Source organism: Anabaena sp. 90 (genome assembly GCF_000312705.1).
Lineage (GTDB): Bacteria > Cyanobacteriota > Cyanobacteriia > Cyanobacteriales > Nostocaceae > Dolichospermum > Dolichospermum lemmermannii.
The window spans coordinates 119,539-144,563 of the sequence record NC_019427.1; the positions used below are offsets into that span (position 1 = coordinate 119,539).

The following is a 25,025-nucleotide window of genomic DNA, read 5'->3' on the forward strand; positions in this document are numbered from 1 at the left end:
GGAGGATAGGGAATCAACAGTTGAGGAAAATACCTATCTTACTTTTGCGGCGTTGTGTTTTACCAATTTAATAAAAGTGAATTTGATGAAAAAGCGAATTTTAGGAATAGATCCAGGACTGGCAACTGTGGGATTTGGGGCAATTAATTGGCAACAAAGTCAAAATAAAGGACAAGAGACAACGGTAGAGATGGTAGATTTTGGCGTAATTCGCACAAATGCTGATGTGGAAATGACTCAGCGACTATGTATTTTATTTGATGATTTACACAGCGTGATGGAGGACTTACAGCCAGATTTGGTGGCAATTGAAAAGTTATTTTTTTATCGGATGGCAAATACCATTGTTGTAGCACAAGCCAGGGGTGTACTGATGTTAGTTTTAGGACAGCGTAAGCTTCCTTATGTAGAATTTGCACCTCCCCAAATTAAGCAAGCTTTAACGAATTATGGTAAGGCAGATAAAGCAGAAGTGCAAGAGGCTGTGATGCGGGAGTTGGATTTAGATGAAATTCCTCGGCCGGATGATGCGGCAGATGCTTTAGCGGTGGCGTTAACAGCTTCGTTCCAGTTGTAAGATTGTATAAAGAGAATAAAGTTAGAAACTGAATAATAAAGTGGGAAACTATCCCTCTCCTGTCACTCTCCAAAAACATTTGCCATTCCTGGATTTTAGAGCTTTTGTATAGCAAGCGAACTGCTTGCAGCAGCGCTTCGCTATCGCACGATTTTTTGCTAATAAACATCCAATATCTCCATCTTCTATAATTCGTGAAGTGAAGCGACACGCAATTGTGGATCTTAGAATGAAGCTAGTAGTTCGTCAAAATAAATTTGACGGGTAATGATCGGAAAAAACTTCTGTTCTTCCCTCCCTTGCCCCCCTGCCTCTCTTCTCCCCCTGCTTGCCTTCACCCGTCATTTTCGGGTTGACAGACTACTAGTCCAGTTAAAGAGAACACCCACAGAATTAGTTATTATTTTTTACATTACGAGTGTTGGCTAACGCTAAAAAGCATACTATACTGTTGCTGTATAGCTAAAATATAAGCACAGTAATACTCTGCAAAGCAGAATGTACTAAAGGATGCTGTAATGTCAGCGAATGAAGCCAACACTAGGACACAATTAATTGATCCTGCTTTAATCTTAGCAGGATGGAACATCAAAGACCCCCACCAAGTGGGGTTAGAAATTCCTGTGGATGGCTATCATGCCGAACCTTGGAACGGTGTTACTGATTATTGCTTGTACCAACCCAATGGGGAAGTTATAGCAGTGGTGGAAGCAAAACGCCAAAGCAGTGATCCTCAAATTGCCCAAACGCAAGTAGAATACTACGTTAAAGAAATAGAAAAGCATCAAAGTTTCCGCCCTTTTGCATTTATGACGAATGGGGAGGAAATTTATTTTTGGGATGTGGGAAATTCTGCAAAACGGCAGGTAGCTGGCTTTTTTTCGCCAGCAGATTTAGAAAATTTACTGTATATTCGTCAAAATAAAATTGCGTTAAGTTCATTACCAATTAATACCCAAATTGCTGGGAGAGATTATCAACAGGAAGCTATTCGTCGGGTTTGTGAAACATTTGATGAAGGAAAACGCCGCACTTTATTGGTAATGGCTACGGGAACAGGGAAAACACGCACCGCAATGGCTATTATTGACTTATTTTTAAAGGCTAATCAAAGTCGTAAAATCTTATTTGTTGCTGATAGGGATAATTTAGTCAAGCAAGCTTTAGAAGATGGTTTTATGGAACATATACCCCATGAACCATGCGATCGCATTTTCAGCTACAACATAGATAAAACTAAACGGCTGTATGTTGTTGTGGAAAAGACTTTGAGAAATTCCTATAAAAAATTTAGTCCAGCTTTTTTTGATTTAATTATTTTTGATGAGGCACATCGTTCTATTTTCAATCTCTTTCAAGAGGTAATGGACTATTTTGATGGGCGGATGATTGGCTTAACAGCTACTCCCGCAGATTTTATTGATAGGAATACATTTATTACTTTTCACTGTTTTGATGGTATTCCTAGTTTTCTCTACACCTATAAACAAGCAGTTGAAGAGAAAAATTTAGTTGATTTTAGTCTTTATCAAGCACAAACTAAATTTCAAAGTGAAGGTATTAAAGGCGCGAAACTTTCAGAAGAAGAACGGAATGTATTGATAGCACAAGGAACTGACCCAGATGATATTGATTTTTCCGGTACAGATTTAGAAAAAAAGGTTAGTAATAAAGACACTCTCCGCAAGCAGTGGGAAGAAATTATGGAAGTTTGCCATAAAGATGAATCAGGGCAACTACCAGCGAAAACCATTGTATTTGCATTAACTCAAGAACACGCTTTTAGGCTATGTGAAACTTTTGAAGAAATGTATCCACAATATTCTGATTTGGTGCGAGTAATTACCCACAAAACAGAATATAAAGGCAAGCTAACAGGGAATTTTAAAAAAAATGATATGCCTCGCATTGCTATTTCTGTGGATATGCTGGATACTGGGGTAGATGTACCGGAATTGATGAATTTGGTGTTTATGAAACCTGTTCAATCACAGATTAAACTTTGGCAAATGATTGGACGAGGAACACGCAATCAAAAGGCTTGTAAAAAGTTGGAATGGTTGCCAAATCGGACAAAGCAGGAATTTTTAATTATTGATTTTTGGGAAAATGAATTTGAATCTAAAGTACAAACAGAAGTAGCCCAAACTATTCCTGTACTTCAACGCATTTTTAACACTCGTTTGGATTTGCTGGAGTTATATTTACATGACCAAGAATCACCAGAATGTCAAGCGGTAATTGCAAGTTTACGGGAACAAATAACCCAAATTCCGACAGATTCATTTACTGTCAAAAAGAAGATGTTGGATATGGATATTGCAGAAGCTTGGACAGATTTATTTTGGAATTACATTACTAAAGATAAATTGAAGTCATTACGGTTTAAAGTTGCTCCTCTTTTGCGATTTGTGCCAGGTGTGGAGATAGCAGCAGCAACTTTTACAAGTAAAGTTGAACGATTAAAATTAGAAATTCAAACGGAAGGAGCAAAACCGGATACTGTACAATCTATTGTTGAAGATGTGAGTCGTTTACCTGATTTTGTTCATCAAGATAAACGAAAACAAGATGCAATTAAGTTATGTTTATCTTCACGGTTGAATAATGCAACGGTGAAAGAATTAAATCAGATAATCAATGATTTAGCTGAAGAAATGAAAAATCGGCGACAACGCCCTAGTATTTTTTTAGAGTTAGATTTAGCTGATTTTGTGGCTACTCGCGGTTTTATTACTGTGGGTGAGGGTGGTGAACAAGTTTATGTGGAGGAATATAAAAAACGAGTTGAGGAGAAAATAAATGAAATTGTAGATGTTCATCCTACTATTAAGGCTATTCAGGAAGGTAAAGCGGTTACAGATTGGCAATTGATTGAGTTAGAAAGAACTTTACGCCAAGGTTTAGGAGGTGGTAATATTCAGCTTTCTGAGTCGAATATTCGCAAGGCTTACGGGTTAAAGGCTAATAGTTTATTGGCGTTTTTGCGGCATTTATTAGATTTGGATGCCATACCAGATTATGATGAGGTGGTAAAGCGTCAATTTGAGGATTTTATTGCCAAACACCAGTATAATGCTAATCAGATTAATTTTTTAAGGGCTGTGCAAAGTGTGTTTTTACAAAAGCAGAGGTTAGAGGTGGCTGATTTGTATGAGGGGGCTTTGGCTAGGTTTGGGAAAAATGCCGTTGATAGGTTTTTTTCTGATGATGAGGTGGATGATTTGTTAGCGTTTACGGAATTGTTGGCGGCTTAAAATTTATTTGTTCATTTATTTATTCATTGAGTTAGATTTAATAGCCAGGGAATAAATTCCCTGTCTAATAGCTAAAGTCGGTTAAAACCGACTAAGTTGGGTTTTTATGTGATTCTTTGTTTGATTTTTGAGTAATAATAGAAATTTTATTTTTAATTTAATTCATTTTTTTGGTAATATAATGTGAGACAGAGACAACAGAGCCAGGGAATTTATTCCCTGTCTAATAGCTAAAGTCGGTTAAAACCGACTAAGTTGGGTTTTTATGTGATTCTTTTTTAATTTTTGAGTAATAATAGAAATTTTATTTTTAATTTAATTCATTTTTTTGGTAATATAATGTGAGACAGAGACAACAGAGCCAGGGAATTTATTCCCTGTCTAATAGCTAAAGTCGGTTAAAACCGACTAAGTTGGGTTTTTATGTGATTCTTTTTTTGATTTTTGGGTAATAATGGAAATTTTATTTTTAATTTAATTCAATTTTTTGGTAATATAATGTGAGACAGAGACAACAGAGCCAGGGAATTTATTCCCTGTCTAATAGCTAAAGTCGGTTAAAACCGACTAAGTTGGGTTTTTATGTGATTCTTTTTTTGATTTTTGGGTAATAATGGAAATTTTATTTTTAATTTAATTCATTTTTTTGGTAATATAATGTGAGTCCGTTGAAACGGACTTGAGCTTTGAGACAGGGAATTTATTCCCTGGCTGAATTGGCTGGAATGGCTGGATAATTACACATTTATTGTTATTCTTTTAAAATTCATTATGGCTTTGTGGCGCTTGTATTATCATGTTGTCTGGGCTACGAAAAAACGTGAGCCTTTAATTACCAATGATGTAGAGGAAAAATTTTATGGTTATTTAATTGGGAAGGCGGATCATTTAGGGTGTATAATTCATGCTATTGGTGGAATTGAAGACCATATTCATTTTGTGGTTTCTATCCCTCCTAAATTGTCTATTGCTGAATTTGTGAAAACTTTAAAAGGTAGTAGTGCTTACCATTATAATCATACTTTTGGTAAAACACAACAATTTGCTTGGCAGGAGGGATATGGTGTATTTTCTTTAGGAGGTAAACAATTACAAGAAGCTATTGATTATGTAGATAATCAAAAAATACATCATCAAAATAAAACCACAATTCCATTATTAGAACAAGAAACAGATTTAGATAAACCACCAGAAAATAAAACAAAACCTAAAATCCCAGAAATACCAGGAAATAAATTTCCTGACTAAAAGCTAAAATCCCTTAAAACGGATTAAACTCAAAAATAATTAGTCGGTTTTAACCGACTTTAGCTATAAGACGGGGAATTTATTCCCCGGCTAAATCAATGACTAAATAAATAGATAGCTACATTAAATCAAAAACCCTAATTAAAAATGCTAACCGACCCCAATTTAAAATCAAAAGTAGACCTCCTGTGGGATAAACTCTGGACAGGAGGCTTATCCAACCCAATGGATGCTATCGAACAATTCTCATTTCTCCTCTTCCTCAAACGCTTAGACGAAACTGAAGATTTAAACGAACGCCAAGCCAAACGCCGCAAAGAAGATTATCAGCCCAAAATACCCCTAGAAATGCGTTGGCGAAATTGGACACAGAAGAAAGCCGAGGATGCTTTAAATCATGTCAAAAATAAAGTTTTCCCCTGGTTGAAAGAAATGGGTAATTCTGACAACGAGGAAGAAAATGAGGAAGGAAATGAGCAAGAAACTAATGAAGATAAAAGTTCCTTTAGTGAGTATATGCAAACTGCGGAATTTAAAATTAATAAACCCAGTTTGTTAATTGAGGCTTGTAAATCAATTGATGAGATGAAAATCTCTGAACAAAATCAAGATGTTCAGGGTGATTTGTATGAGTATTTATTAAATAAATTAAGTATTGCTGGACGCAATGGCCAGTTTAGAACTCCCCGCCATATTATCCGCATGATGGTGGAAATGGTAGAACCTAAACCTACTGATAGAATTGGTGATTTAGCGGCGGGTACTTGTGGTTTTCCGGTGAATGCTTATCAGTATATTTTAGAAAAAAACACCAGTCCAGAAATATTATTTGATGAAAAAGGTAATAAACATTTAGTTGGTGATTTACTCACACTAGAACAACAGGAATTTCTGCAAACAGAGGCGTTTACAGCTTATGATAATGATTCGGGAATGACGATGTTACGCATCGGTTCTATGAATTTCATGCTGCATGGTATTGAACAGCCTCGGTTTTTTGCTAAAGATACTCTTTCTAAAAGGTTTGATGATGAAAATACCCTCGATTTAGTATTAATGAATCCACCTTTTAAGGGTGCGGTTGATGCAGCAGATGTACATCCAAAATTGGCAGGTTTAAGCAAAAAATCCGAGTTGTTATTTCTGCACTTGATTTTGCGGGTTTTAGATATGGGTGGGAGATGTGCGGTTATTGTCCCTGATGGGGTGCTGTTTGGTTCTAGTAAGGCGCACGTCGAGATTCGCAAAAAGATTATAGAAGAAAATCGCTTGGATGGGGTGGTTTCTATGCCTAGCGGGGTGTTTAAACCTTATGCGGGGGTGTCTACGGCGGTGCTGCTGTTTACTCGTGGGGGAACGACTGACCGCGTTTGGTTCTATGATATGGAGCATGATGGCTTTTCTCTGGATGATAAGCGTCAAGCTGTGACAGAAAACGATATTCCTGATATTTTGGATTGTTGGAAAAATCGGTTTAATGCTGATGTTACTAAACAAAATGAGGAACGTTTGGCGGAGTTGAAAATGCAAATTGCACCTTTAAAAGCGGAACGTTTGTTATTACATAAGGAAATTAATCGTTTAACTTTTGAAAATGCTGTTGCACCGGCTGATGATGAAGCAACTCGTCAGGCTTTGGAAACGGATAAACAAAAGTTGGCGTTATTACATGAAAAAATCTCACCGGTGCAAAATGAAATTAATCGCCTGAATCGTCAATTTTGGGTGACTAAGGCGCAGGTAAAGGGGAATAAATATGATTTATCTGCAAGTCGTTATCGTCAGGTGGAACAGGATGAGGTTTTTTATGATGTTCCCCAGGTGACTTTAGAAAGGTTGTTAAAATTGGAGGATGTTATGGGCGCTGAGGTGCGAGAATTGGAGAGGTTGTTATAGATTTATCGGTTTATTCATTTTATCGGTTTTGTTGGGGAATAAATGCCAATCAATTCTAATAAATGTCAATAAATGCCAGGGAATCAATGTCAATCAATGCTAATCAATGCCAATAAATGCCAGGGAATAAATTCCCTGTCTTATAGCTGAAGTCGGTTGAAACCGACTGAATATAATTTGGATGTTGATTTGATTGTTTTGTTTTGGGGAATAATGGTAATTTTATTTGGCAATTAAACCCGATTTTTTGGTAATCTCATTTTAGTCCGTTTTAACGGACTTGAGCTTTTAGACAGGGAATTTATTCCCTGGCTTTATTGATGACAGATACTAACTCATGTGAGATTAGAGATTTAGATATTGTGTTAAATTTGAAAGATGAAATAATGGAATATTTCAACAAAAAAACAGATTATAAACAACCAAATTGGATTAAAACAACACTTGGTAAATGTTTCAGATTAATCAATGGTAGGGCATATTCTCAAGTTGAAATGCTCAATTCTGGTACTCCTATCATCAGAATTCAAAATCTTCATGGAAGTGAAAAATGGTACTACTCTGATCTTCAACTTCCTGAAGATCAATATTGTGATAAAGGAGATTTACTATTTGCTTGGTCAGCTACATTTGGTCCTTTTATATGGAATGGAACAAAATCTATATATCATTACCATATATGGAAAGTTGAACCAACACCAGCGATAGATAAAAAATTTGCTTACTATTTACTGACAAACATTACAACTTCAATTAAAGCAGCATCTCACGGTATCTCAATGCTGCATATGACAAAGGAGGGTATGGAAAAATGGGAAGTAGATATACCACCATTACCAGAACAAAAGCGAATTGCAGCAATATTGGAAAAATGCGATCGCCTACGTCGAACCCGTCGCTACTCCCTACAACTCAGCGAAACCTTTCTACAATCCGTCTTTCTGGAAATGTTCGGCGATCCTGTTACTAATCCGATGGGTTGGTTTATTAAAAATTTAGATGATGTTGCTGATATTGCTTCAGGAGTAACCAAAGGACAAAAGTTTAATGGTAAACAAACTGTTCAAGTTCCATATATGCGTGTTGCCAACGTACAGGATGGTTATCTTGATTTAACAGATATAAAATTAATTGAAGCTTTACCACAAGAAGTAGAACAATTAAAACTTCAAAAAGGTGATATTTTAATGACTGAAGGCGGTGATTATGATAAATTAGGTCGTGGTGCAATTTGGCATGGTCAAATTGAAAATTGCATACATCAAAATCATATATTTAGAGTAAGAACAAATAGGAAAATCATATTACCTGAGTTTTTTGCAAAATTACTTTTAACTCAATACACTAAATTATATTTTTTGCAATGTTCAAAGCAAACAACTAATTTAGCAACTATTAATATGACACAATTAAAAGCTTTACCTGTTCCACTCCCCCCTCTCCCACTCCAAGAAAAATTTGCCCAAATAGTCCAAAAACATGAACGCTTTCGCACCCAACAACGAGAAGCCGAACGCCAAGCAGAACATTTATTTCAAACGCTGCTATATCGCGCCTTTCGTGGAGAACTTACATCCTCAGACAGCAACGAACTAGACATATCCGCATTATCCGCAGAAAATCACCCACAACAGCCAAAACCAAAATCTACAGATAAACCGGAAAACCTTCCTATCCCAGCCACCCAGCCACAAATAAACGCACTACAACTAACCCTACCAGGCTTAGAATAGCCAGATTAGTTACCGTTCAAGTACATGAATCGTAATAGATATTGATGCAAAATTCATCTTTAAATATTAAACACTAAAATCATTACCATCTTGATTTACAACTAATCTTAAAATTGATAACCCTAAAATAATTAAAAATAGCACCAAACCAATGGTACAAGCATAGCTAATCTCTAAATTACCAAATGCTTGTTCATACAAATAATAAACAATAGTCTTAGAACTATTCAGCGGTCCGCCTTGGGTCATAATATAAACTTCTTCAAAAACTTTAGTTGCGGAAATTGCCGAAATTACAGCCACTAAAGCTAAATAGGGTTGCATCAATGGTAAGGTAATATCCCAATGTTTACGAACACTATCTGAACCATCAATAGCCGCAGCTTCATAAATATCAGCGGGAATGGCTTGTAATCCAGCTAAATAAATTACCATATAATAGCCTAAGCCCTTCCAAATCGTTACAGCCATAATACTAGCTAGGGAAATGGGGACAATTCCCAATATCTTATCAGGACTTGTTAACCAGGGAATTCCGTCGGTAAAAATCCCTAAAGTTTTGAGAATTTGATTCAGCAATCCGTTTTCTGCATATAACCATTTCCAAGCTATCCCAGCTACTACCATGGAAATGACAACTGGAGTATAATAAGCTGTTCTAAACCAATTCATTCCCCGCAGTTTTTGATTGACTAAAATTGCTAAAGCCAAGGGTAAAAATACTAAAATTGGCACAACACCAATTAGATAAATAAATGTATTTTGTAATGTTTGCCAAAAAACTGGATCTTTCGATAAACGCAGGAAATTTTTCCAGCCAATCCATTGAGGAGGATCTCCTATATTTTCATAGTTGGTAAAACTGAGATAAAAGGCTTGAACTGCTGGATAAAAAACAGTTAATGCTAAAATAATTAAGGCTGGTAATAAAAATAAATAAGGTGTTATTCTCTGTTGCATTAAAATCCATTGTTTTGATGTTAATTGAGACATATATTTGAGGATCAAGTTTTAGCAACTATAGTATCTTATTTCGGAGTCTAGATAAAGTTATTTTGATTAATACTTACGCCAAATTGAGAAAAGCCTTGATTTGGAGGTTGGATTGTTTACCTCAGTGTTACGTAGCAATGGCAAAGGTATTATTTTATCAGTATGATTTCAGAGTCGCACAAAAACTATTTAGCAAATATACTCAAAAATTAAATAGGGAATTAGTAAAATAATCCTTTTCCCTATTCTTCAATAAAATTACAATTCTGGTTTTGTATCTACTGTTTCATGCTGATTAATTTTCACCTGTTCTAATAAACGAGGCATCCAAGGTAAAGCCAGGAAAATTCCTGATAAAATTAGTAGAAATACAGAAAGTCCAAAAAGTTGGTCGCGGGAAATTTCTAATACACCACGTAAAATTACCTCTCGTAAAGCCGAAACAATCGTAATTTCTACCGCTGCACCTACAGAAATACTCCGTTCTTGCAGGTAATCAACTAACAACCGAAACAGTTCTACTAATATCAAAATAAACAAAATATCAGATGTTACTTGCCGTAGATCTAATGGACTTAAAAATGATAAAAACATATCTCCTAAGCGAATGAGCATTACACAAAACAAACTCACGCAAAGGGAGATAACAATAATATCCTGAAAAAGTTCTAAGTTACGAACAATTCTATCCCGTTTAAACAAATTATTGACTTCTATAATTATCCGCTGTGGCATAGTATTTTCTAGAACAGAAAGATAAATCTATTTTAATAATTAACCATTAAACTACTTTGAATAAAGTGAACAGAGAACAATAAGTAATTATCAATTCAAATCAAGGAGGAGATTAACTGTTTCTACCCCCCACTTTCAAACTTTAATTAATTCCTGGTTCTATTTTTTTACTGATGCTTCAGTAGCTGATTAACTTTAAGTTAGCCCCGCTGACCTAAGTAGATAGGATTTATCCATTATTAAGTATAAGATTTTATCTATGAATAATGCCCAATGGAAACGGGAATTGCCCACAATTAGGACTATGGAAAGATGCTGTTGGTCTTTTGACTGACGATGATTGTTGACAGTTTTAATTTTCTTAACTGAGGTATATGTTTTTTAATAAAAATTAATATTCAAGCTGTGCCACAATAAGAGAAAGGCATAAATACTCAATTTATTCAAGAGGGGCGTTATGGTATTGCTTACCGAGAAACTAGAAAAGCGTCTGACTATAAATACTGTAGAGATTAGTGAAGATACTACCGCAATTCGGTCTTTGGATTGGGACCGCGATCGCTTTGATATTGAATTTGGCTTACAAAATGGTACAACCTACAACTCTTTTCTGATTCGGGGGGAAAAAATCGCCCTGGTTGATACTTCCCATGAAAAGTTTCGCAAACTTTATTTTGATACTCTCACCGGTTTAATTAATCCCCAAGATATTGATTATTTAATTGTTAGTCACACTGAACCAGATCACAGCGGTTTAGTAAAAGACTTACTACAACTCGCTCCTCATCTAACTGTAGTTGCGTCAAAGGTGGCAATTCAGTTTTTGGAGGACATGGTACATCAACCATTTAACCGCAAAATTGTCAAAAATGGCGATCGCTTAGATTTAGGCAATGGCCATGAATTTGAATTTGTCATTGCTCCTAATTTACATTGGCCGGATACCATTTTCAGCTTTGACCACAAAACCCAAATTCTCTACACCTGCGATGCTTTCGGGTTACATTATTGCTCAGAAAGTACCTTTGATGACGATTTAGCAGCAATAGAAGCTGATTTTCAATATTACTACGAATGTTTGATGGGACCAAATGCCCGTTCCGTCCTGTCCGCTATGAAGCGCATGGCAGAATTGAAAACAATTCGCATGATTGCCACCGGACATGGACCCCTATTATATCACAATGTGGAAGAATTGACAGGCCGTTATCGCAGTTGGAGTCAAGGCCAAACCAAAGCCGAAACCCCAGTAGGAATATTTTACGTTTCCGAGTACGGTTTTGGCGATCGCATCGCCCAATCTATTGCTAACGGGATGACAAAAACTGGTGTCGCTGTAGAAATAGTAGATTTAGCCAGCGTCAACGAATTACAAGAACTGCGGGAACTGGTAGGACGTTGTACAGGCTTAGTTGTGGGAATGCCCCCAACTTCAGGCAATTCTAACATTCAAGCCGCCCTCAGCACCGTTTTAGGTTCTGCCAAAGAAAAACAAGCCATTGGCATTTTTGAAACTGGTGGAGGAGATGATGAACCCACCTATCCCCTATTAAATAAATTCCGGGCTTTAGGGTTACACTTATCTTTTCCCGTAATTGAAATTCGGGAAACACCCACAGCTAACACTTATAAAAAGTGTGAAGAAGCTGGTACAGACTTAGGACAATGGGTAACAAGAGACAAAAGCATCAAAGCCATGAAATCCCTGGCTGCTGACTTAGATAAAGCCTTGGGCAGAATTAGCGGTGGTTTATATATCATCACAGCCAAAAAAGCCGACGTATCCAGCGCCATGTTAGCTTCCTGGGTAAGTCAAGCCAGCTTCAAACCCTTGGGCTTTTCCATTGCCGTCGCCAAAGATCGAGCCATAGAATCACTCATGCAAGTAGGCGATCGCTTCGTTCTCAATATACTCGAAGAAGGCAACTATCAACCATTAATGAAACACTTCTTAAAAAGATTTGCTCCCGGTGCAGATCGTTTTCAAGGAGTGAAAACCCAACCTGCGGAAAATGGCGCACCTATACTTACAGATGCCCTAGCTTACGTAGAATGTGAAGTAGTCAGCCGCATGGATTGTGGTGATCATTGGGCAGTATACAGCACAGCTTACGCTGGTAGAGTATCAAATCCCGATGCCATGACAGCAGTACACCACCGCAAAGTCGGGAATCATTATTAAAAATAGGGAACAGGGAACAGGGAACAGGGAACAGGGAAAGAAAATTCCGTACAACGAACAACTGACAACTGACAAATGACCACTAAACCCCGTGACGTGCAAATATTGCCCATTGGTACAGATACTATCGTATTGCGATCGCGCAGTTGGTCCAGATTAAGATTTGAAATTGAATATGCTTTAGCTAGATTTCCAGGCACAATGAAAAAATAGCAAAGAGAAAGGTATATATGGAAATTGCACCGCATATTAGCGTAGATAGTGGTATCCACCACGGTACACCTGTTATTACCGAAACCCGCGTTCCTATTTCTATTATTATTGGCTCTCTTGCTGGTGGTATGAGCAAGGAAGAAGTCATGCAAGAATACGAACTCAGTAAAAATCAAGTTGAAGCTGCTCTCAGTTACGCTGCTGATCTAGTTAAATACACCCAAGTCACTGCATTGGGAGCGTAAATTTTGAACTTCCTCGTTGATGAAAATATGCCCCGTTCCCTCTAAAATTGGAAAATTAAAAATCTTAACCTTTGCGCCTTTGCTCCTTTGTGCCTTTGCGCGAAACATAATTCATACCAATCACCAATCACCAATGACCACTAAACCCCGTGACGTACAAATATTGCCCATTGGGACAGATACAATCGTATTGCGATCGCGCAGTTGGGCAAGACTAAGATTTGAAATTGAATATGCTTTAGCTAAGGGAACAACAGCTAATTCTTATCTCATCCAAGGCGATAAAAATGCCCTGCTTGACCCCCCTGGCGAAACTTTTACCGAAATTTACCTCCAAGCCTTACAACAGCGGTTCGATGTCAAAAAACTCGACTATGTAATTTTAGGTCACATTAACCCCAACCGCGCTGCAACGTTAAAAGCATTACTGGAAATCGCCCCCCAAATTACCTTTGTTTGTTCTAACCCAGGGGCGATAAATTTACGCGCGGCTTTGGAAAAAGACGATTTACAAATTTTGGTCATGCGGGGAGAAGATACCCTAGATTTAGGAAAAGGACATCATTTACAATTTATTCCCACACCTAACCCCCGTTACGCTGACGAACTTTGTACATGGGACCGGCAAACAGAAATCTTGTTTTCTGATAAACTATTTGGAGCGCATATTTGCTCAGATCAAGTTTTTGATGAAGGTTGGGAAGTATTTAACGAAGACAGACGCTATTATTTTGACTGTTTAATGGCACCTCACGCCAGACAAATCGAAACAGCTTTAGAAAAATTAGCAGATTTGCCGGTGCGAATGTATGCTACTGGTCATGGTCCAATTGTCCGCTATGGTTTAATTGATATTACCAAAGGCTATCGGGAATGGACTAAACAGCAAACTTCCGCTGATATGACAGTGGCTTTGATTTATGCCTCAGCCTATGGCAATACTGCAACTTTAGCACAGGCGATCGCTCGCGGCATCACCAAAGCCGGTGTCAATGTCGAAGCCATTAACTGCGAATTTACCGAACCTGAAGAAATCAAAGCCGCAATTGAAAAATCCGCCGGTTTCGTCATAGGTTCTCCCACCTTAGGAGGACACGCACCCACACCCGTGCAAACAGCATTAGGAATTGTCCTTTCTACCGCAACTAACAATAAATTAGCCGGCGTATTTGGTTCTTTTGGCTGGAGTGGAGAAGCCGTTGATTTAATTGAAAGCAAACTCAAAGACGCAGGATACAGATTTGGATTTGACACCATTCGCGTTAAATTCAAACCCAATGAAGTTACCTTGCAAACCTGCGAAGAAGCGGGAACTGATTTCGCCCAAGCATTGAAACGCGCCGCGAAAAAATCAGTTGTCGCTAAACAACCTGCAAGTAATGTCGAACAAGCTGTAGGGCGGATTGTTGGTTCTATATGTGTGGTTACAGCAAGCCAAGGTGATGTTAAAACGGGAATGTTAGCATCTTGGGTAACACAAGCCAGTTTTAATCCTCCTGGTTTAACCATTGCGGTAGCTAAAGAACGAGCTATGGAATCCTTATCCTATACAAATAACAAATTTGTAGTCAATATTTTGGCGGAAGGGAAAGAAATTCGTAAGCAATTTATGAAAGTTTACGCCCCTGGACAAGATAGATTTGCCGGTTTGGACACTCAAGAAGCCAATAATGGCGGGATTATTCTCAATGGTGCTTTAGCGTATTTGGAATGTTCTGTCCAAAGTCGGATGGAATCTGGTGATCATTGGTTAGTTTATGCCACTGTTGATGATGGTAAAGTCTTAAATCAAGATGGTGTCACAGCGGTACATTATCGCAAATCGGCGAGTTATTATTAAACAGTAGGGTGGGCAATGCCCACCTAAATATTTTTTGATTTTCTTGTTTAGTTAAAATATAAGTCTGCCAGGCTTCGCCCCGCTTCGCTAACACGCAAAGGCGCAAAGGTAAGAGTTTTCCCTTGTCGCAGGCATCGCACTCTTGGAGTTTACCATTTACAAGCGATCGCATCCCTCTCCCCAAGCATCACATTTTTGGAGTTTGGACAAAGGTGACGTAAATGCGATATTTAAGAAAATAAAAAATATATCCCTCGTTCCCAGACTCCGGCTGGGAATGCCTACCAGGAGGCTCTGCCTCCAATCCCAGAATACAAGCCATTTTACCCCATTTTGTGCTGGTACTTGAGGCAGAGCCTCATCAACTGCATTCCTAGTCAGAGACTAGGAACGAGAACAATATTTTATATTTTGCGCTTGACAGATTATTATATTCTTGTTATATTGGTTTACATGATGCGTCAAATGTTTAAATAAAAAAAAGGGCAGACCCCCTATATAAGAGAAGTGCGCCCTTAGTAAGGTTAACTTTGATACAGAAGAACATACAATAGTAGTATCACCTACTTAAACGTACCTATTACTTATTGCGATTAATCCATCGCTCTAAGATATGCTCAATTGAACGGAACATTAAAACGCCTGAATTTGCAATTTCGGCAGTCTTGCTGGAGATAAAAGCCAGAGAAAGCAAAGCCAAAATAAGCAAAGCCAGAACAACACATAAAACGTAAGACATCTGATGTTGCTCCTTTTTATATTTAATTTCACCTCATTCAACATTATAGTTGTTTGGGGTGTTCAGTGTAAATATAGATATGAATTTACACTACTGAATAGTATAGCTTAAATTAATCAAAATTGAACAGGTAATTTTTTTATTCGATGTGCCAAATTATGATGCACTAAAATTTTTTCTAAACAAGATTTGTAGGTTGGGTTGAAGCATGAAACCCAACGCATTTGTTGGGTTGCGCTGTCGCTTAACCTAACCTACAGAAAATGGACAAGGTATTGATAGTGAAATTGACATTTCTTTTTTGCAGCCGTTATGTATCAAACAGACCCACCGCGTTCTGCTCAGGAATTCCTACCGACAATGTATGATTTACCTAGCGAAGATCCAGAGGAAGCCGGTTTGCCAGACGAATTTCATCTTTTACAACCGCAGTTATTACGGGAAACTTTTTGTCCTTCAAAGTTCCCGGAAAATCAGGTATTTATCGCCACAGACTTAAATCTTTACTACGATGTTCATCATCCATTATGGTATAAACGCCCTGACTGGTTTGCGGTAGTTGATGTCCCTAGGTTGTATGCACAAAAAGAACTACGGCTTAGTTATGTGGTTTGGCAAGAAGGCGTTAATCCTTTTGTAGTGGTAGAATTTATTTCACCAGGAACAGAAAAAGAAGATTTAGGGAGAACCTTACGAGATGCTAGTCAACCTCCAACTAAATGGGAAGTTTACGAACGAGTTTTAAGAGTACCCTATTATCTAGTTTTTGACCGTTACACTGACCAGTTAAGAGCATTTCAGTTACAGGGAAGTAGTTATGCTGAATTGGAAATCAATCAACTGCGTGTATGGCTAAATGATATTGAACTAGGTTTGGGACTGTGGCAAGGTGTCTATCAAGGCATTGAACGGCAGTGGTTACGCTGGTATGATGCTTCAGGTAACTGGGTTCTCACACCGGCAGAACGGGAAAGAAAACAAGGGGAGCGAGAAAGAAGACGTGCAGAAAGATTAGCAGCACAATTACGCGCTCTTGGTGTTGAACCTGATTTTGGTGATGATGAAGAAGGCTAATTGATAGATAATGGTTTGCGTTTGGGTTGGTTAATTAACCCCCAAAATCAACAAGTGGAAATCTACCGACTAGGAAAACCTGTAGAAATTGTCCAACTTCCGGCTGTACTTTCTGGAGAAGAGGTTTTACGATCAAAAAAATTACCCACCCCGCGAAGGGAATAGGTAATTTTTTCAGCATTGAATAACTAAAAGATCTTAGCTAAATTCAGCTTAATAGCGACCGCCGCCGCCGCCACGGTTACCACCGCCGCCGCCGTAGCCACCGCGACTACCACCACCACCAGGACCTCTATCTTCCTTGGGTTTGGCCTTGTTCACTTTCAGAAGACGACCCATCCATTCAGCACCATCAAGGGCATCAATAGCGGCCTGTTCTTCAGCTTCAGTACCCATTTCCACAAAACCGAAGCCGCGCAAGCGGCCTGTCTCACGGTCAGTAGGAAGTTGAACACGTTTTACAGCACCATAGTCTGCAAAAACAGCACTGAGAGCCTCTTGTGTAACTTCGTAAGAGAGGTTACCCACGTAAATTGACATAGAATATTTCCAAAATCATAAGAATGTAGAGATTTAGATTTCGGAGAAAAGTCTGTAAATACCAAAAGGGAAAGCCTGTCAATACTAACCACAAACATTACCGCCGAATTAATTCCCACTTTCTAATGATTACACAAAAAATGATAATTGTGGAAAGAAGTTAAAAAAATGTTGTAAAAAGTCATATTTGTTGTTTATGAGCAGTCAATATTGGAAATTTCCCCCTATTTCTCGCACTTCAGCCGCAATAATTCAATTTATATCCACTTTTGGAAGCATTAACTAATTCTTAGTTGTTCATTGACAGAAAAAATAATGCTTTGCCGGGTAATACATTTACTACCAATTAGTTTAAGTTTGATTCGGTTAAGCTAAATATCCATCTTGTGGCTGAGGATAATCAGCATTTTCTGAGTTAGCATTCATTAACGGTAGTCTAAAGGTGAAAGTAGCTCCCTGTCCCAGACCAGAACTATCAGCTTGAATAGTGCCACCATGCAGTTCTGCTAAATTACGGGCAATTGCCAACCCCAACCCCAAGCCACCGAATTCTCTAGTAGTTGAGCTATCTTCTTGACGAAAGTAATCAAATATGTATGGTAAAAATTCTGGGCTGATTCCTTTACCTGTGTCACTGACTGTAATTTGAGCATCAAAGCCAACGCACTCTAGCCTCACTTCTATTTGCCCACCATGAGGTGTAAATTTGACAGCGTTGGACAACAAATTCCACACGATTTGTTGCAATCGGACTGGATCACCAGCAACTAGACCAATATTTGCTGCAATAATAGTTTGAATCTGAATTTTTTTAGTTTTGGGTGCTAAAAACAGTGTTTCTGAAACTGCTGAAATTATAGTAGCAAGATTAACTGAAGAGACTTTCATTGTCCCTTTACCCTGAAAAATCCGGGACATATCGAGCAAATCATTAATTAAGTAAACCTGTAATTTGGCATTACGCTCAATAATACTTAGAGCTTCATCCGTTTCTTCTGGCTTTAATTTACCTTTTTTGAGTAAACTAGCCCAACCGAGTATAGAGTTCAGTGGTGTCCGCAATTCGTGGGATACAACCGCCAAAAATTCATCTTTGATCTGGTTAGCAGCTTCTACTTGTTTGCGAGCAGCTTGTTCTTGTTTTAATATATCATTCCGCTCTTTAATTGCAGCTTGCTGTTTAGTGATGTCATGGGAGCAGCCAACTATATGAGTAATGTTGCCATGGTTGTCCCGGATGACCGAAAGCCGCAAGTTGATATAAACAATATCTCCTGATTTCGCACGACAGGCAGCCACCTCTACCTCATGACGACCCTTTGCCAATAGGGTTGACATTATGTTTGTTTGGAGTTCAACTGGATCTAGGTAGAGAATGCTCACACTCTGCCCAATCATTTCCGCTGCTGTATACCCATAATAGTTCTCTGCACCGAGATTCCAACTTTGAATAATGCCATTGATATCAGTAGTAATGACAGCATCGTGAATTTCTTCGAGGATCTGGGCTTGAAATTTTAAAGTGGCTTCTGCTTGCTTGCATTTAGCTTCATTAAGCTTTGCTTCAGTAATATCCCGTCCCTCTGAAATCAGCATAACTACTTCACCGGCATTATTTCTTAGGGGTCCGATGGAGAAATCTATGGTGAGGATTTGATTATCTATTCCCTGTACTTCTACTTGGGAGGAAATAAAGTCACCTTGGGCAGCACGAGCGATCGCGTGCTTTAACTGATCCTGAGTTGCCTGGGAAATTTGCCAACCATAAACTTCCCAAATGGGACGGTTGATCAAATCTGCCATTTGCAACCCAGTAAATTCCAAAGATGCTTGGTTGAGTTCCAATACCATCCCTTCTAGGTCAAGTAGCCCTGTAAATTGAAATCTTTGGTTGAAGATAGCGCGATATTTACTTTCACTAACTGCTAGTTCCTCAGTCAGTTTCTGTACCTTTTTCTCTAAAGAGGCATTGAGTTTTTGCAAATCTTGATATAATTCTGCTTGCTGGAGGGGAATATAAAGGGCTTGCATATTCTTCATCATGCGGGTTTTCTCTAATACCTCATGAATGGCGCGGCACAACCCTTGGGGAGTGATTTTATCCTTAACAATGTAGTCCTGAACACCGTTCTTCATTGCTTGCACAGCAATCTTTTCGTCTCCTGTTCCTGTTAAAATAATCACTGGAATATGTGGACTACTGAGTTGTAGCTGCAACTGGTTGAGAAATTCCAACCCATTCATATCTTGCAGTTGATGGTCTAGAAGAATTAAATCTGGCTGGCTTTCCGCTAGTTTGGTTAATCCTTCTAATCCTGATTTAGCCTCAGTTATCTCATATGTAGCCAACGTATCCTGACTTAAAAAGCGGCTATATAATACCCTATCTACTGGGGAATCTTCTAAAAACAGGATTTGGTAATGGGCTTGAGCCATAGTTTTTCTTTTCAGTGCTTTTTTGATTCATTTTGCAGTCACGAAGTAAGAGTAGCATTGAACCCAAAATTCGCGCTAGGTAAAATTTTACCAAAATATTAACTCATACTATGCACTCATATATATATATATATATATATATGAGTGAAAGCATTAAAGACGCAGGTTTAAACAAGTATTGTGTGTGCAGTAACTGAAAATTATCGGAAATTTATCTACCAATAAGTTAAACATCAATCGCCAAAACGCGTACCAAAAAACCCCACTTATCTGCTGCTTCTTCAATAATTTTTGCTGTCGGTTTACCTGCACCATGTCCTGCTTTTATTTCAATTCTAATTAATACGGGTGCATTACCATTATGGGCTGCTTGTAAAGCCGCAGCAAATTTAAAACTATGGGCAGGAACTACACGATCATCATGATCTGCGGTAATAATTAAAGTTGGCGGATAAGCTGTTCCCATCTTCAAATTATGCAAAGGTGAATAAGCATACAAATTTGTAAATTCTGCCGCATTTTCTGAAGAACCATATTCAGCTACCCAAGCCCAACCAATAGTAAATTTATGGAAACGCAACATATCCATAACACCCACTGCGGGTAAGGCTGCACCAAACAAATCAGGGCGTTGAGTCATACAAGCACCCACCAATAAACCGCCGTTACTACCTCCACCAATTGCTAGTTTTGCAGGTTTAGTGTAATTATTAGCAATTAACCATTCAGCAGCAGTAATAAAATCATCAAAAACGTTTTGCTTTTGCAGTTTCATTCCTGCTTGATGCCATTCTTCCCCATATTCACCACCACCCCGCAAATTAGGAACAGCATACACTCCCCCCATTTCTAGCCATATTAATAAACTCACAGAAAAACTTGGTGTTAATGAGATATTAAAACCACCATATCCATAGAGATAAGTGGGATTATTGCCATCTAATTTAATTCCTTTTTTCTGGGTAATAAACATTGGCACTTTTGTACCATCTTTACTTTCATAAAAAACCTGTTTTGTCTCATATTCATCAGCATTGAAATCTACTTTTGGCTGCCGGAAAATTTCACTTTTACCCGTTTTCATGTCGTAACGGTAAATAGTTCCGGGAGTAGTAAAGCTGGTGAAACTATAAAATGTTTCTGGATCATGGCGTTTACCACCAAATCCACTTGCTGAACCAATTCCGGGTAATTCTACTTCTCGAATAAAATTCCCTTTGAGATCAAATATCTTGATTTGGCTATGGGCATCTTGCAGATAATCAGCGACAAATTGATTATTCAGAATACCAACACTTTCTAATGTTTCTACAGCTTGAGGAATAATTTCCTGACAATTTTCTGAAGTTGGTTTTTTAGTATCAATGGCAATAACTCTGCCTTTTGGGGCATTTAAATCTGTGCGAAAGTAGAAAATATGATCATCATTATTAATAAAGCTATAATCGGCTGCAAATTGGTTAATTAGTTCGATAATTTCAGAATTTAGATTTGTTAAATCTTGATAAAAAACTAAGTTTTTGGAGTCAGTTCCTAGCCAGATTGAAATTATCAAATATTTGCCATCTTCGGTGACGTTACCACCAAAACCCCATTCTTTTTCATCAGAACGATGATAAATTAAAATATCTTCTGATTGCTGTGTACCAAGTTTGTGATAATATAATTTTTGGTAATAATTTACATCTTCTAATTTGGTTTTTTCATTTGGTTCATCATAACGACTGTAGAAAAAACCTTGATGATCATGAGTCCAAGCAGCACCAGAAAATTTAATCCATTGTAAATGATCTTGTAGATCTTCACCTGTGGCAATATCTCTCACTTTCCATTCTTGCCAATCTGAACCAGAACTAGATAAACCATAAGCTAAAAGTTGACCATTTTCACTGATAGCAATTCCTGAAAGGGCAACTGTACCATCTTCTGAAAGTTGATTAGGGTCAAGTAATACTCTTGGTTCTGATTCTAAGGTTGGGAGAGTGTAGAGAACACTTTGATTTTGCAGTCCATCATTTTTGAAATAAAAGTAACTTTCACCTTCTTTAAAGGGAGTTCCATATTTTTCATAATCCCAAAGTTTGGTGAGACGCTGTTTTATTTTTTCCCTAGCAGGAATTTCATTTAAGTAGCTAAAAGTAACTTGATTTTGGGCTTCTACCCAAGCCTTTGTTTCTTCCGTATCCGGGTCTTCTAAGGCGCGGTAAGGGTCTGCAACCACAGTTCCGTGATAATTATCTATTTGATCACTTTTGCTAATGGTGGGATAGGTCAGGGGTTGTTTAGAGTTAGACATAGATTCAGGATAGATGGACTGTTATCTCTATCCTATAGCAATCAATTACCAGATTCAGATCCCCGACTTCTTAGAGAAGTCGGGGATCTTTAAAGATTAAGTAACGTTTTCCTTTATTCCATTTCATTAAACGTATCTTTAAGTACAGAACGCGCTGCTAAATGATTACGAGTAGAAGTGAGAATTTCCGCTTCTCGTTCTAAACGAGCAACTGTATCCTGTATTTCTAATAATGCTTGCTGTTCGGGAGCGACACCATAGAGATTACTAGCTATCCAATAAGATAGTTCTGTGGGTAAATCTGGTAAATCATTTGGTAGTTCAATCTCTTGTTCTGTTAACTTGGCTGAAAGACGCACAACATCCCGCAACAGTTGTTCTACCTCAGATGCTAAAGGACGTAAATCTTTAGCTGGGGGTTGATCTTCAATCCATTCTACCAAACCGACGCGATAGGGCTTTTCGCGGACATATTCTAAAACCCGAAATCTTTGCTGTCCTAAAGCTAATAGCTTGATTCTGTCATCAGGTAGCCGTTGATAATGGAGAATTTCCGCACAACAACCCACATTAGCAATTGTCCCCTTTGTGGGATCAATCATCAATACCCCAAATCGGCGATCGCTCTCCAAAATCGTATTCATCATGATTCTGTAGCGAAATTCAAAGATATGTAGAGGTAATGGTCTGGTCGGAAATAGAACCACTTCGGGTAATGGGAATAGAGGTAGTTCACGCACTGCAATTTTAGAAGAAGATGTCATTGTTAGTATTGTTAGTTAAGTATAAATTGTAGTCTTAAAATATTATATTCTTCCCGACTTTCTCTGTACTTTATTCATATTTTATCATGATGTTTTATAGCTAATAAAAAGCCCTGAGATAAATTGTCTCAGAGCTAATTGTCAGTTGTTCGTTGTTTTTCCTTCACTACTGACAACTGTACGGGCGAAGCATTTGGAGAACTATTTTTGGCAATGACCGATAATTTATCTTCCTAATGCTTCGCCCCTACTGACCACTGACAACTGTACGGGCGAAGCATTTGGAGAACTATTTTTGGCAATGACCGATAATTTATCTTCCAAATGCTTCGCCCCTACTGACCACTGACAACTGTACGGGCGAAGCATTTGGAGAACTATTTTTGGCAATAACCGATAATTTATCTTCCAAATGCTTCGCCCCTACTAACAACTAACAACTGTACGGGCGAAGCATTTGGAGAACTATTTTTGGCAATGACCGATAATTTATCTTCCAAATGCTTCGCCCCTACTGACCACTGACAAATGACAAATTTACAATTTGACTTCAATATCTACACCAGAAGGTAAATCTAGCTTCATGAGTGCATCAATGGTTTTAGAAGAAGGCTGGTAAATGTCAATAATCCGGCGATGGGTGCGGGTTTCAAAGTGTTCGCGGGAATCTTTATCTACGTGAGGCGATCGCAGTACGCAATATATCTTGCGTTTGGTGGGTAAAGGAATTGGTCCGATAGCTGTAGCGTTGGTACGGTTAGCTGTTTCAACAATCTTCTCGCAAGATGTATCTAATAAACGGCGGTCAAATGCCTTTAAACGAATTCTAATCTTCTGCTGCTGTAGAGTTGCCATTTTTAGTTTTCCAGGTTCGGTAAATTTTAGACTTTAGATTTTAGATTTTTAGATGTTAAATTTCATCGCAAATCTGAAATTTAAAATTGTTTATGGGAATAGAAAGGAGCAGAGATTATATAATTCATCTCTACTCCTTTTGAATAAGAGCAAAAAGGTGAGTGTTATTTCAAGATTTTAGCGACAACGCCAGCACCGATAGTCCGGCCACCTTCACGAATAGCGAAGCGCATACCTTCTTCAATAGCGATCGCGTTAATCAATTCTACTGTTACCTTGATGCGATCGCCAGGCATAACCATTTCCACATCTGCACCTTCATCAGAAGTAAAGGCTTTGATTGTACCAGTTACATCAGTTGTCCGCACATAGAACTGAGGACGATAACCGGAGAAAAATGGTGTTTTCCGTCCACCTTCTTTCTCAGTTAAAACGTAAACTTCGCCTTCAAAATCAGTGTGAGGTTTAATTGTACCAGGTTTGGCAATTACCATACCCCGCTCAATGTCTTCTTTTTTGAGACCACGCAGTAGTACACCTGCATTATCCCCAGCCATACCTTGATCAAGGCTCTTCTTGAACATTTCAATCCCAGTGACTGCGGTAGTCTTGGTATCTCTGATGCCAATTAGCTCAACTGTATCGCCAACCTTAACGATACCGCGTTCGATCCGTCCAGTAGCCACAGTCCCACGACCTGTGATGGTGAACACATCTTCCACAGCCATCAAGAATGGTTTATCCACATCCCTTTCAGGAGTAGGAATAGAAGCATCTACAGCATCCATCAACTCATAGATTTTGTCTACCCACTCATTTTCACCGCGCTGAGTTTTGGGATTAGCAATCATTGCTTCCAGAGCTTTCAGACCCGAACCCTTGATAATGGGAATATCATCACCGGGGAAATCATAAGTGGTCAGCAATTCCCGCAGTTCCATTTCTACCAATTCCATCAACTCTTCATCGTCCATCATGTCTTGTTTGTTCAAGAACACGACCAGACTAGGAACACCGACTTGTTTTGCCAAGAGGATGTGTTCACGGGTTTGGGGCATGGGACCATCCGTAGCCGCAACTACGAGGATGCCTCCATCCATTTGCGCTGCACCTGTGATCATGTTTTTCACATAGTCAGCGTGTCCAGGGCAATCTACGTGAGCATAGTGACGAGCAGTGGTTTCATACTCAACGTGAGCGGTATTGATTGTAATACCCCGAGCTTTTTCTTCTGGTGCATTATCAATTTGGTCGTAACCTTTACCCACCGCTTGACCATTAGCGGCCAAGGTCATGGTAATAGCTGCTGTTAAAGTAGTTTTGCCGTGGTCAACGTGACCAACAGTACCGATATTAACGTGAGGTTTAGTTCTTTCAAACTTTGCGCGTGCCATGAATAATC

Annotated in this window: 21 protein-coding genes and 1 pseudogene; 11 read left to right on the top strand and 11 right to left on the bottom strand. The window is 38.5% G+C overall.

Annotated features, from left to right (window positions below; translation table 11 throughout):
- The first annotated feature begins 85 nt into the window (after positions 1-85).
- The 5 genes from ruvC to ANA_RS00555 all read left to right on the top strand — a co-directional run bounded on the left by ruvC (position 86) and on the right by ANA_RS00555 (position 8,711).
- A complete protein-coding gene (ruvC, locus tag ANA_RS00535) occupies positions 86-577 on the top strand; it encodes a crossover junction endodeoxyribonuclease RuvC (protein WP_015078083.1) in 492 nt (163 codons plus the stop codon).
- Between the two features lie 518 nt (positions 578-1,095).
- Positions 1,096-3,834, top strand: a complete 2,739-nt coding sequence (locus ANA_RS00540; protein WP_015078084.1) for a type I restriction endonuclease subunit R — start codon at positions 1,096-1,098, stop codon at positions 3,832-3,834.
- Between the two features lie 771 nt (positions 3,835-4,605).
- The gene (gene tnpA / locus ANA_RS00545; protein WP_015078085.1) at positions 4,606-5,082 is read left to right on the top strand and encodes an IS200/IS605-like element ISAsp20 family transposase; all 477 of its coding nucleotides are present in this window, start codon (positions 4,606-4,608) and stop codon (positions 5,080-5,082) included.
- A 147-nt stretch (positions 5,083-5,229) separates the two neighbouring features.
- Positions 5,230-6,978, top strand: coding sequence for a type I restriction-modification system subunit M (locus ANA_RS00550; RefSeq protein ID WP_041457483.1), 1,749 nt, complete (start codon positions 5,230-5,232; stop codon positions 6,976-6,978).
- A gap of 386 nt (positions 6,979-7,364) precedes the next feature.
- A complete protein-coding gene (locus tag ANA_RS00555) occupies positions 7,365-8,711 on the top strand; it encodes a restriction endonuclease subunit S (protein ID WP_085929754.1) in 1,347 nt (448 codons plus the stop codon).
- A gap of 66 nt (positions 8,712-8,777) precedes the next feature.
- Here ANA_RS00555 and ANA_RS00560 read toward each other — a convergent pair whose 3' ends face one another.
- Positions 8,778-9,704 carry a carbohydrate ABC transporter permease gene (locus tag ANA_RS00560; protein WP_041457484.1) on the bottom strand — a complete coding sequence of 309 codons (927 nt, stop codon included), beginning with the start codon at positions 9,702-9,704 and terminating at the stop codon, positions 8,778-8,780.
- A 258-nt stretch (positions 9,705-9,962) separates the two neighbouring features.
- On the bottom strand, positions 9,963-10,439 hold the full coding sequence (locus ANA_RS00565) for a phosphate-starvation-inducible PsiE family protein (RefSeq protein WP_015078089.1): 477 nt from the start codon (positions 10,437-10,439) through the stop codon (positions 9,963-9,965).
- Between the two features lie 457 nt (positions 10,440-10,896).
- Here ANA_RS00565 and ANA_RS00570 point away from each other — a divergent pair, with 457 nt between their 5' ends.
- From ANA_RS00570 to ANA_RS00580, 4 genes are all read left to right on the top strand, one after another.
- On the top strand, positions 10,897-12,621 hold the full coding sequence (locus ANA_RS00570; RefSeq protein ID WP_015078090.1) for a diflavin flavoprotein: 1,725 nt from the start codon (positions 10,897-10,899) through the stop codon (positions 12,619-12,621).
- 75 nt (positions 12,622-12,696) lie between these two features.
- Positions 12,697-12,834, top strand: a complete 138-nt coding sequence (locus ANA_RS26340; RefSeq protein WP_158310490.1) for a hypothetical protein — start codon at positions 12,697-12,699, stop codon at positions 12,832-12,834.
- A gap of 17 nt (positions 12,835-12,851) precedes the next feature.
- Positions 12,852-13,079 carry a DUF433 domain-containing protein gene (locus ANA_RS00575; RefSeq protein WP_015078091.1) on the top strand — a complete coding sequence of 76 codons (228 nt, stop codon included), beginning with the start codon at positions 12,852-12,854 and terminating at the stop codon, positions 13,077-13,079.
- 133 nt (positions 13,080-13,212) lie between these two features.
- Entirely contained in the window at positions 13,213-14,919 is a 1,707-nt protein-coding gene (locus tag ANA_RS00580) for a diflavin flavoprotein (RefSeq protein ID WP_041458170.1), read from the top strand.
- A gap of 580 nt (positions 14,920-15,499) precedes the next feature.
- On the opposite strand, the gene ANA_RS26345 is transcribed toward ANA_RS00580, so the two are convergent.
- Complete coding sequence (locus tag ANA_RS26345; RefSeq protein WP_015078093.1) at positions 15,500-15,658, bottom strand: hypothetical protein; 159 nt, start codon at positions 15,656-15,658, stop codon at positions 15,500-15,502.
- Between the two features lie 312 nt (positions 15,659-15,970).
- Between ANA_RS26345 and ANA_RS00585 the strand changes: the two genes are divergently transcribed.
- Positions 15,971-16,732, top strand: coding sequence for a Uma2 family endonuclease (locus ANA_RS00585; protein ID WP_015078094.1), 762 nt, complete (start codon positions 15,971-15,973; stop codon positions 16,730-16,732).
- A 3-nt stretch (positions 16,733-16,735) separates the two neighbouring features.
- Positions 16,736-16,897, top strand: a pseudogene (locus ANA_RS23880) (Uma2 family endonuclease); the annotation flags it as partial.
- 48 nt (positions 16,898-16,945) lie between these two features.
- On the opposite strand, the gene ANA_RS00590 reads toward ANA_RS23880, so the two are convergent.
- The 8 genes from ANA_RS00590 to tuf form a co-directional block, all read right to left on the bottom strand.
- Complete coding sequence (locus ANA_RS00590; protein WP_015078095.1) at positions 16,946-17,272, bottom strand: RNA recognition motif domain-containing protein; 327 nt, start codon at positions 17,270-17,272, stop codon at positions 16,946-16,948.
- A gap of 366 nt (positions 17,273-17,638) precedes the next feature.
- Complete coding sequence (locus ANA_RS00595) at positions 17,639-19,708, bottom strand: hybrid sensor histidine kinase/response regulator (RefSeq protein ID WP_015078096.1); 2,070 nt, start codon at positions 19,706-19,708, stop codon at positions 17,639-17,641.
- Positions 19,709-19,934: 226 nt separating this feature from the next.
- On the bottom strand, positions 19,935-22,004 hold the full coding sequence (locus ANA_RS00600; protein WP_015078097.1) for a prolyl oligopeptidase family serine peptidase: 2,070 nt from the start codon (positions 22,002-22,004) through the stop codon (positions 19,935-19,937).
- Positions 22,005-22,117: 113 nt separating this feature from the next.
- Entirely contained in the window at positions 22,118-22,768 is a 651-nt protein-coding gene (locus ANA_RS00605) for an LON peptidase substrate-binding domain-containing protein (RefSeq protein ID WP_015078098.1), read from the bottom strand.
- A gap of 225 nt (positions 22,769-22,993) precedes the next feature.
- Positions 22,994-23,137 (bottom strand): hypothetical protein, encoded by a 144-nt coding sequence (locus ANA_RS27230; RefSeq protein ID WP_235081908.1) that lies wholly within the window; start codon positions 23,135-23,137, stop codon positions 22,994-22,996.
- Positions 23,138-23,169: 32 nt separating this feature from the next.
- Entirely contained in the window at positions 23,170-23,322 is a 153-nt protein-coding gene (locus ANA_RS27235; RefSeq protein ID WP_233467030.1) for a hypothetical protein, read from the bottom strand.
- On the bottom strand, positions 23,306-23,623 hold the full coding sequence (gene rpsJ, locus ANA_RS00610) for a 30S ribosomal protein S10 (RefSeq protein ID WP_015078100.1): 318 nt from the start codon (positions 23,621-23,623) through the stop codon (positions 23,306-23,308). Before rpsJ ends, ANA_RS27235 begins: the two co-directional genes overlap by 17 nt.
- A 164-nt stretch (positions 23,624-23,787) precedes the next feature.
- Positions 23,788-25,017, bottom strand: a complete 1,230-nt coding sequence (tuf, locus tag ANA_RS00615) for an elongation factor Tu (protein WP_015078101.1) — start codon at positions 25,015-25,017, stop codon at positions 23,788-23,790.
- Between the last annotated feature and the right edge of the window lie 8 nt (positions 25,018-25,025).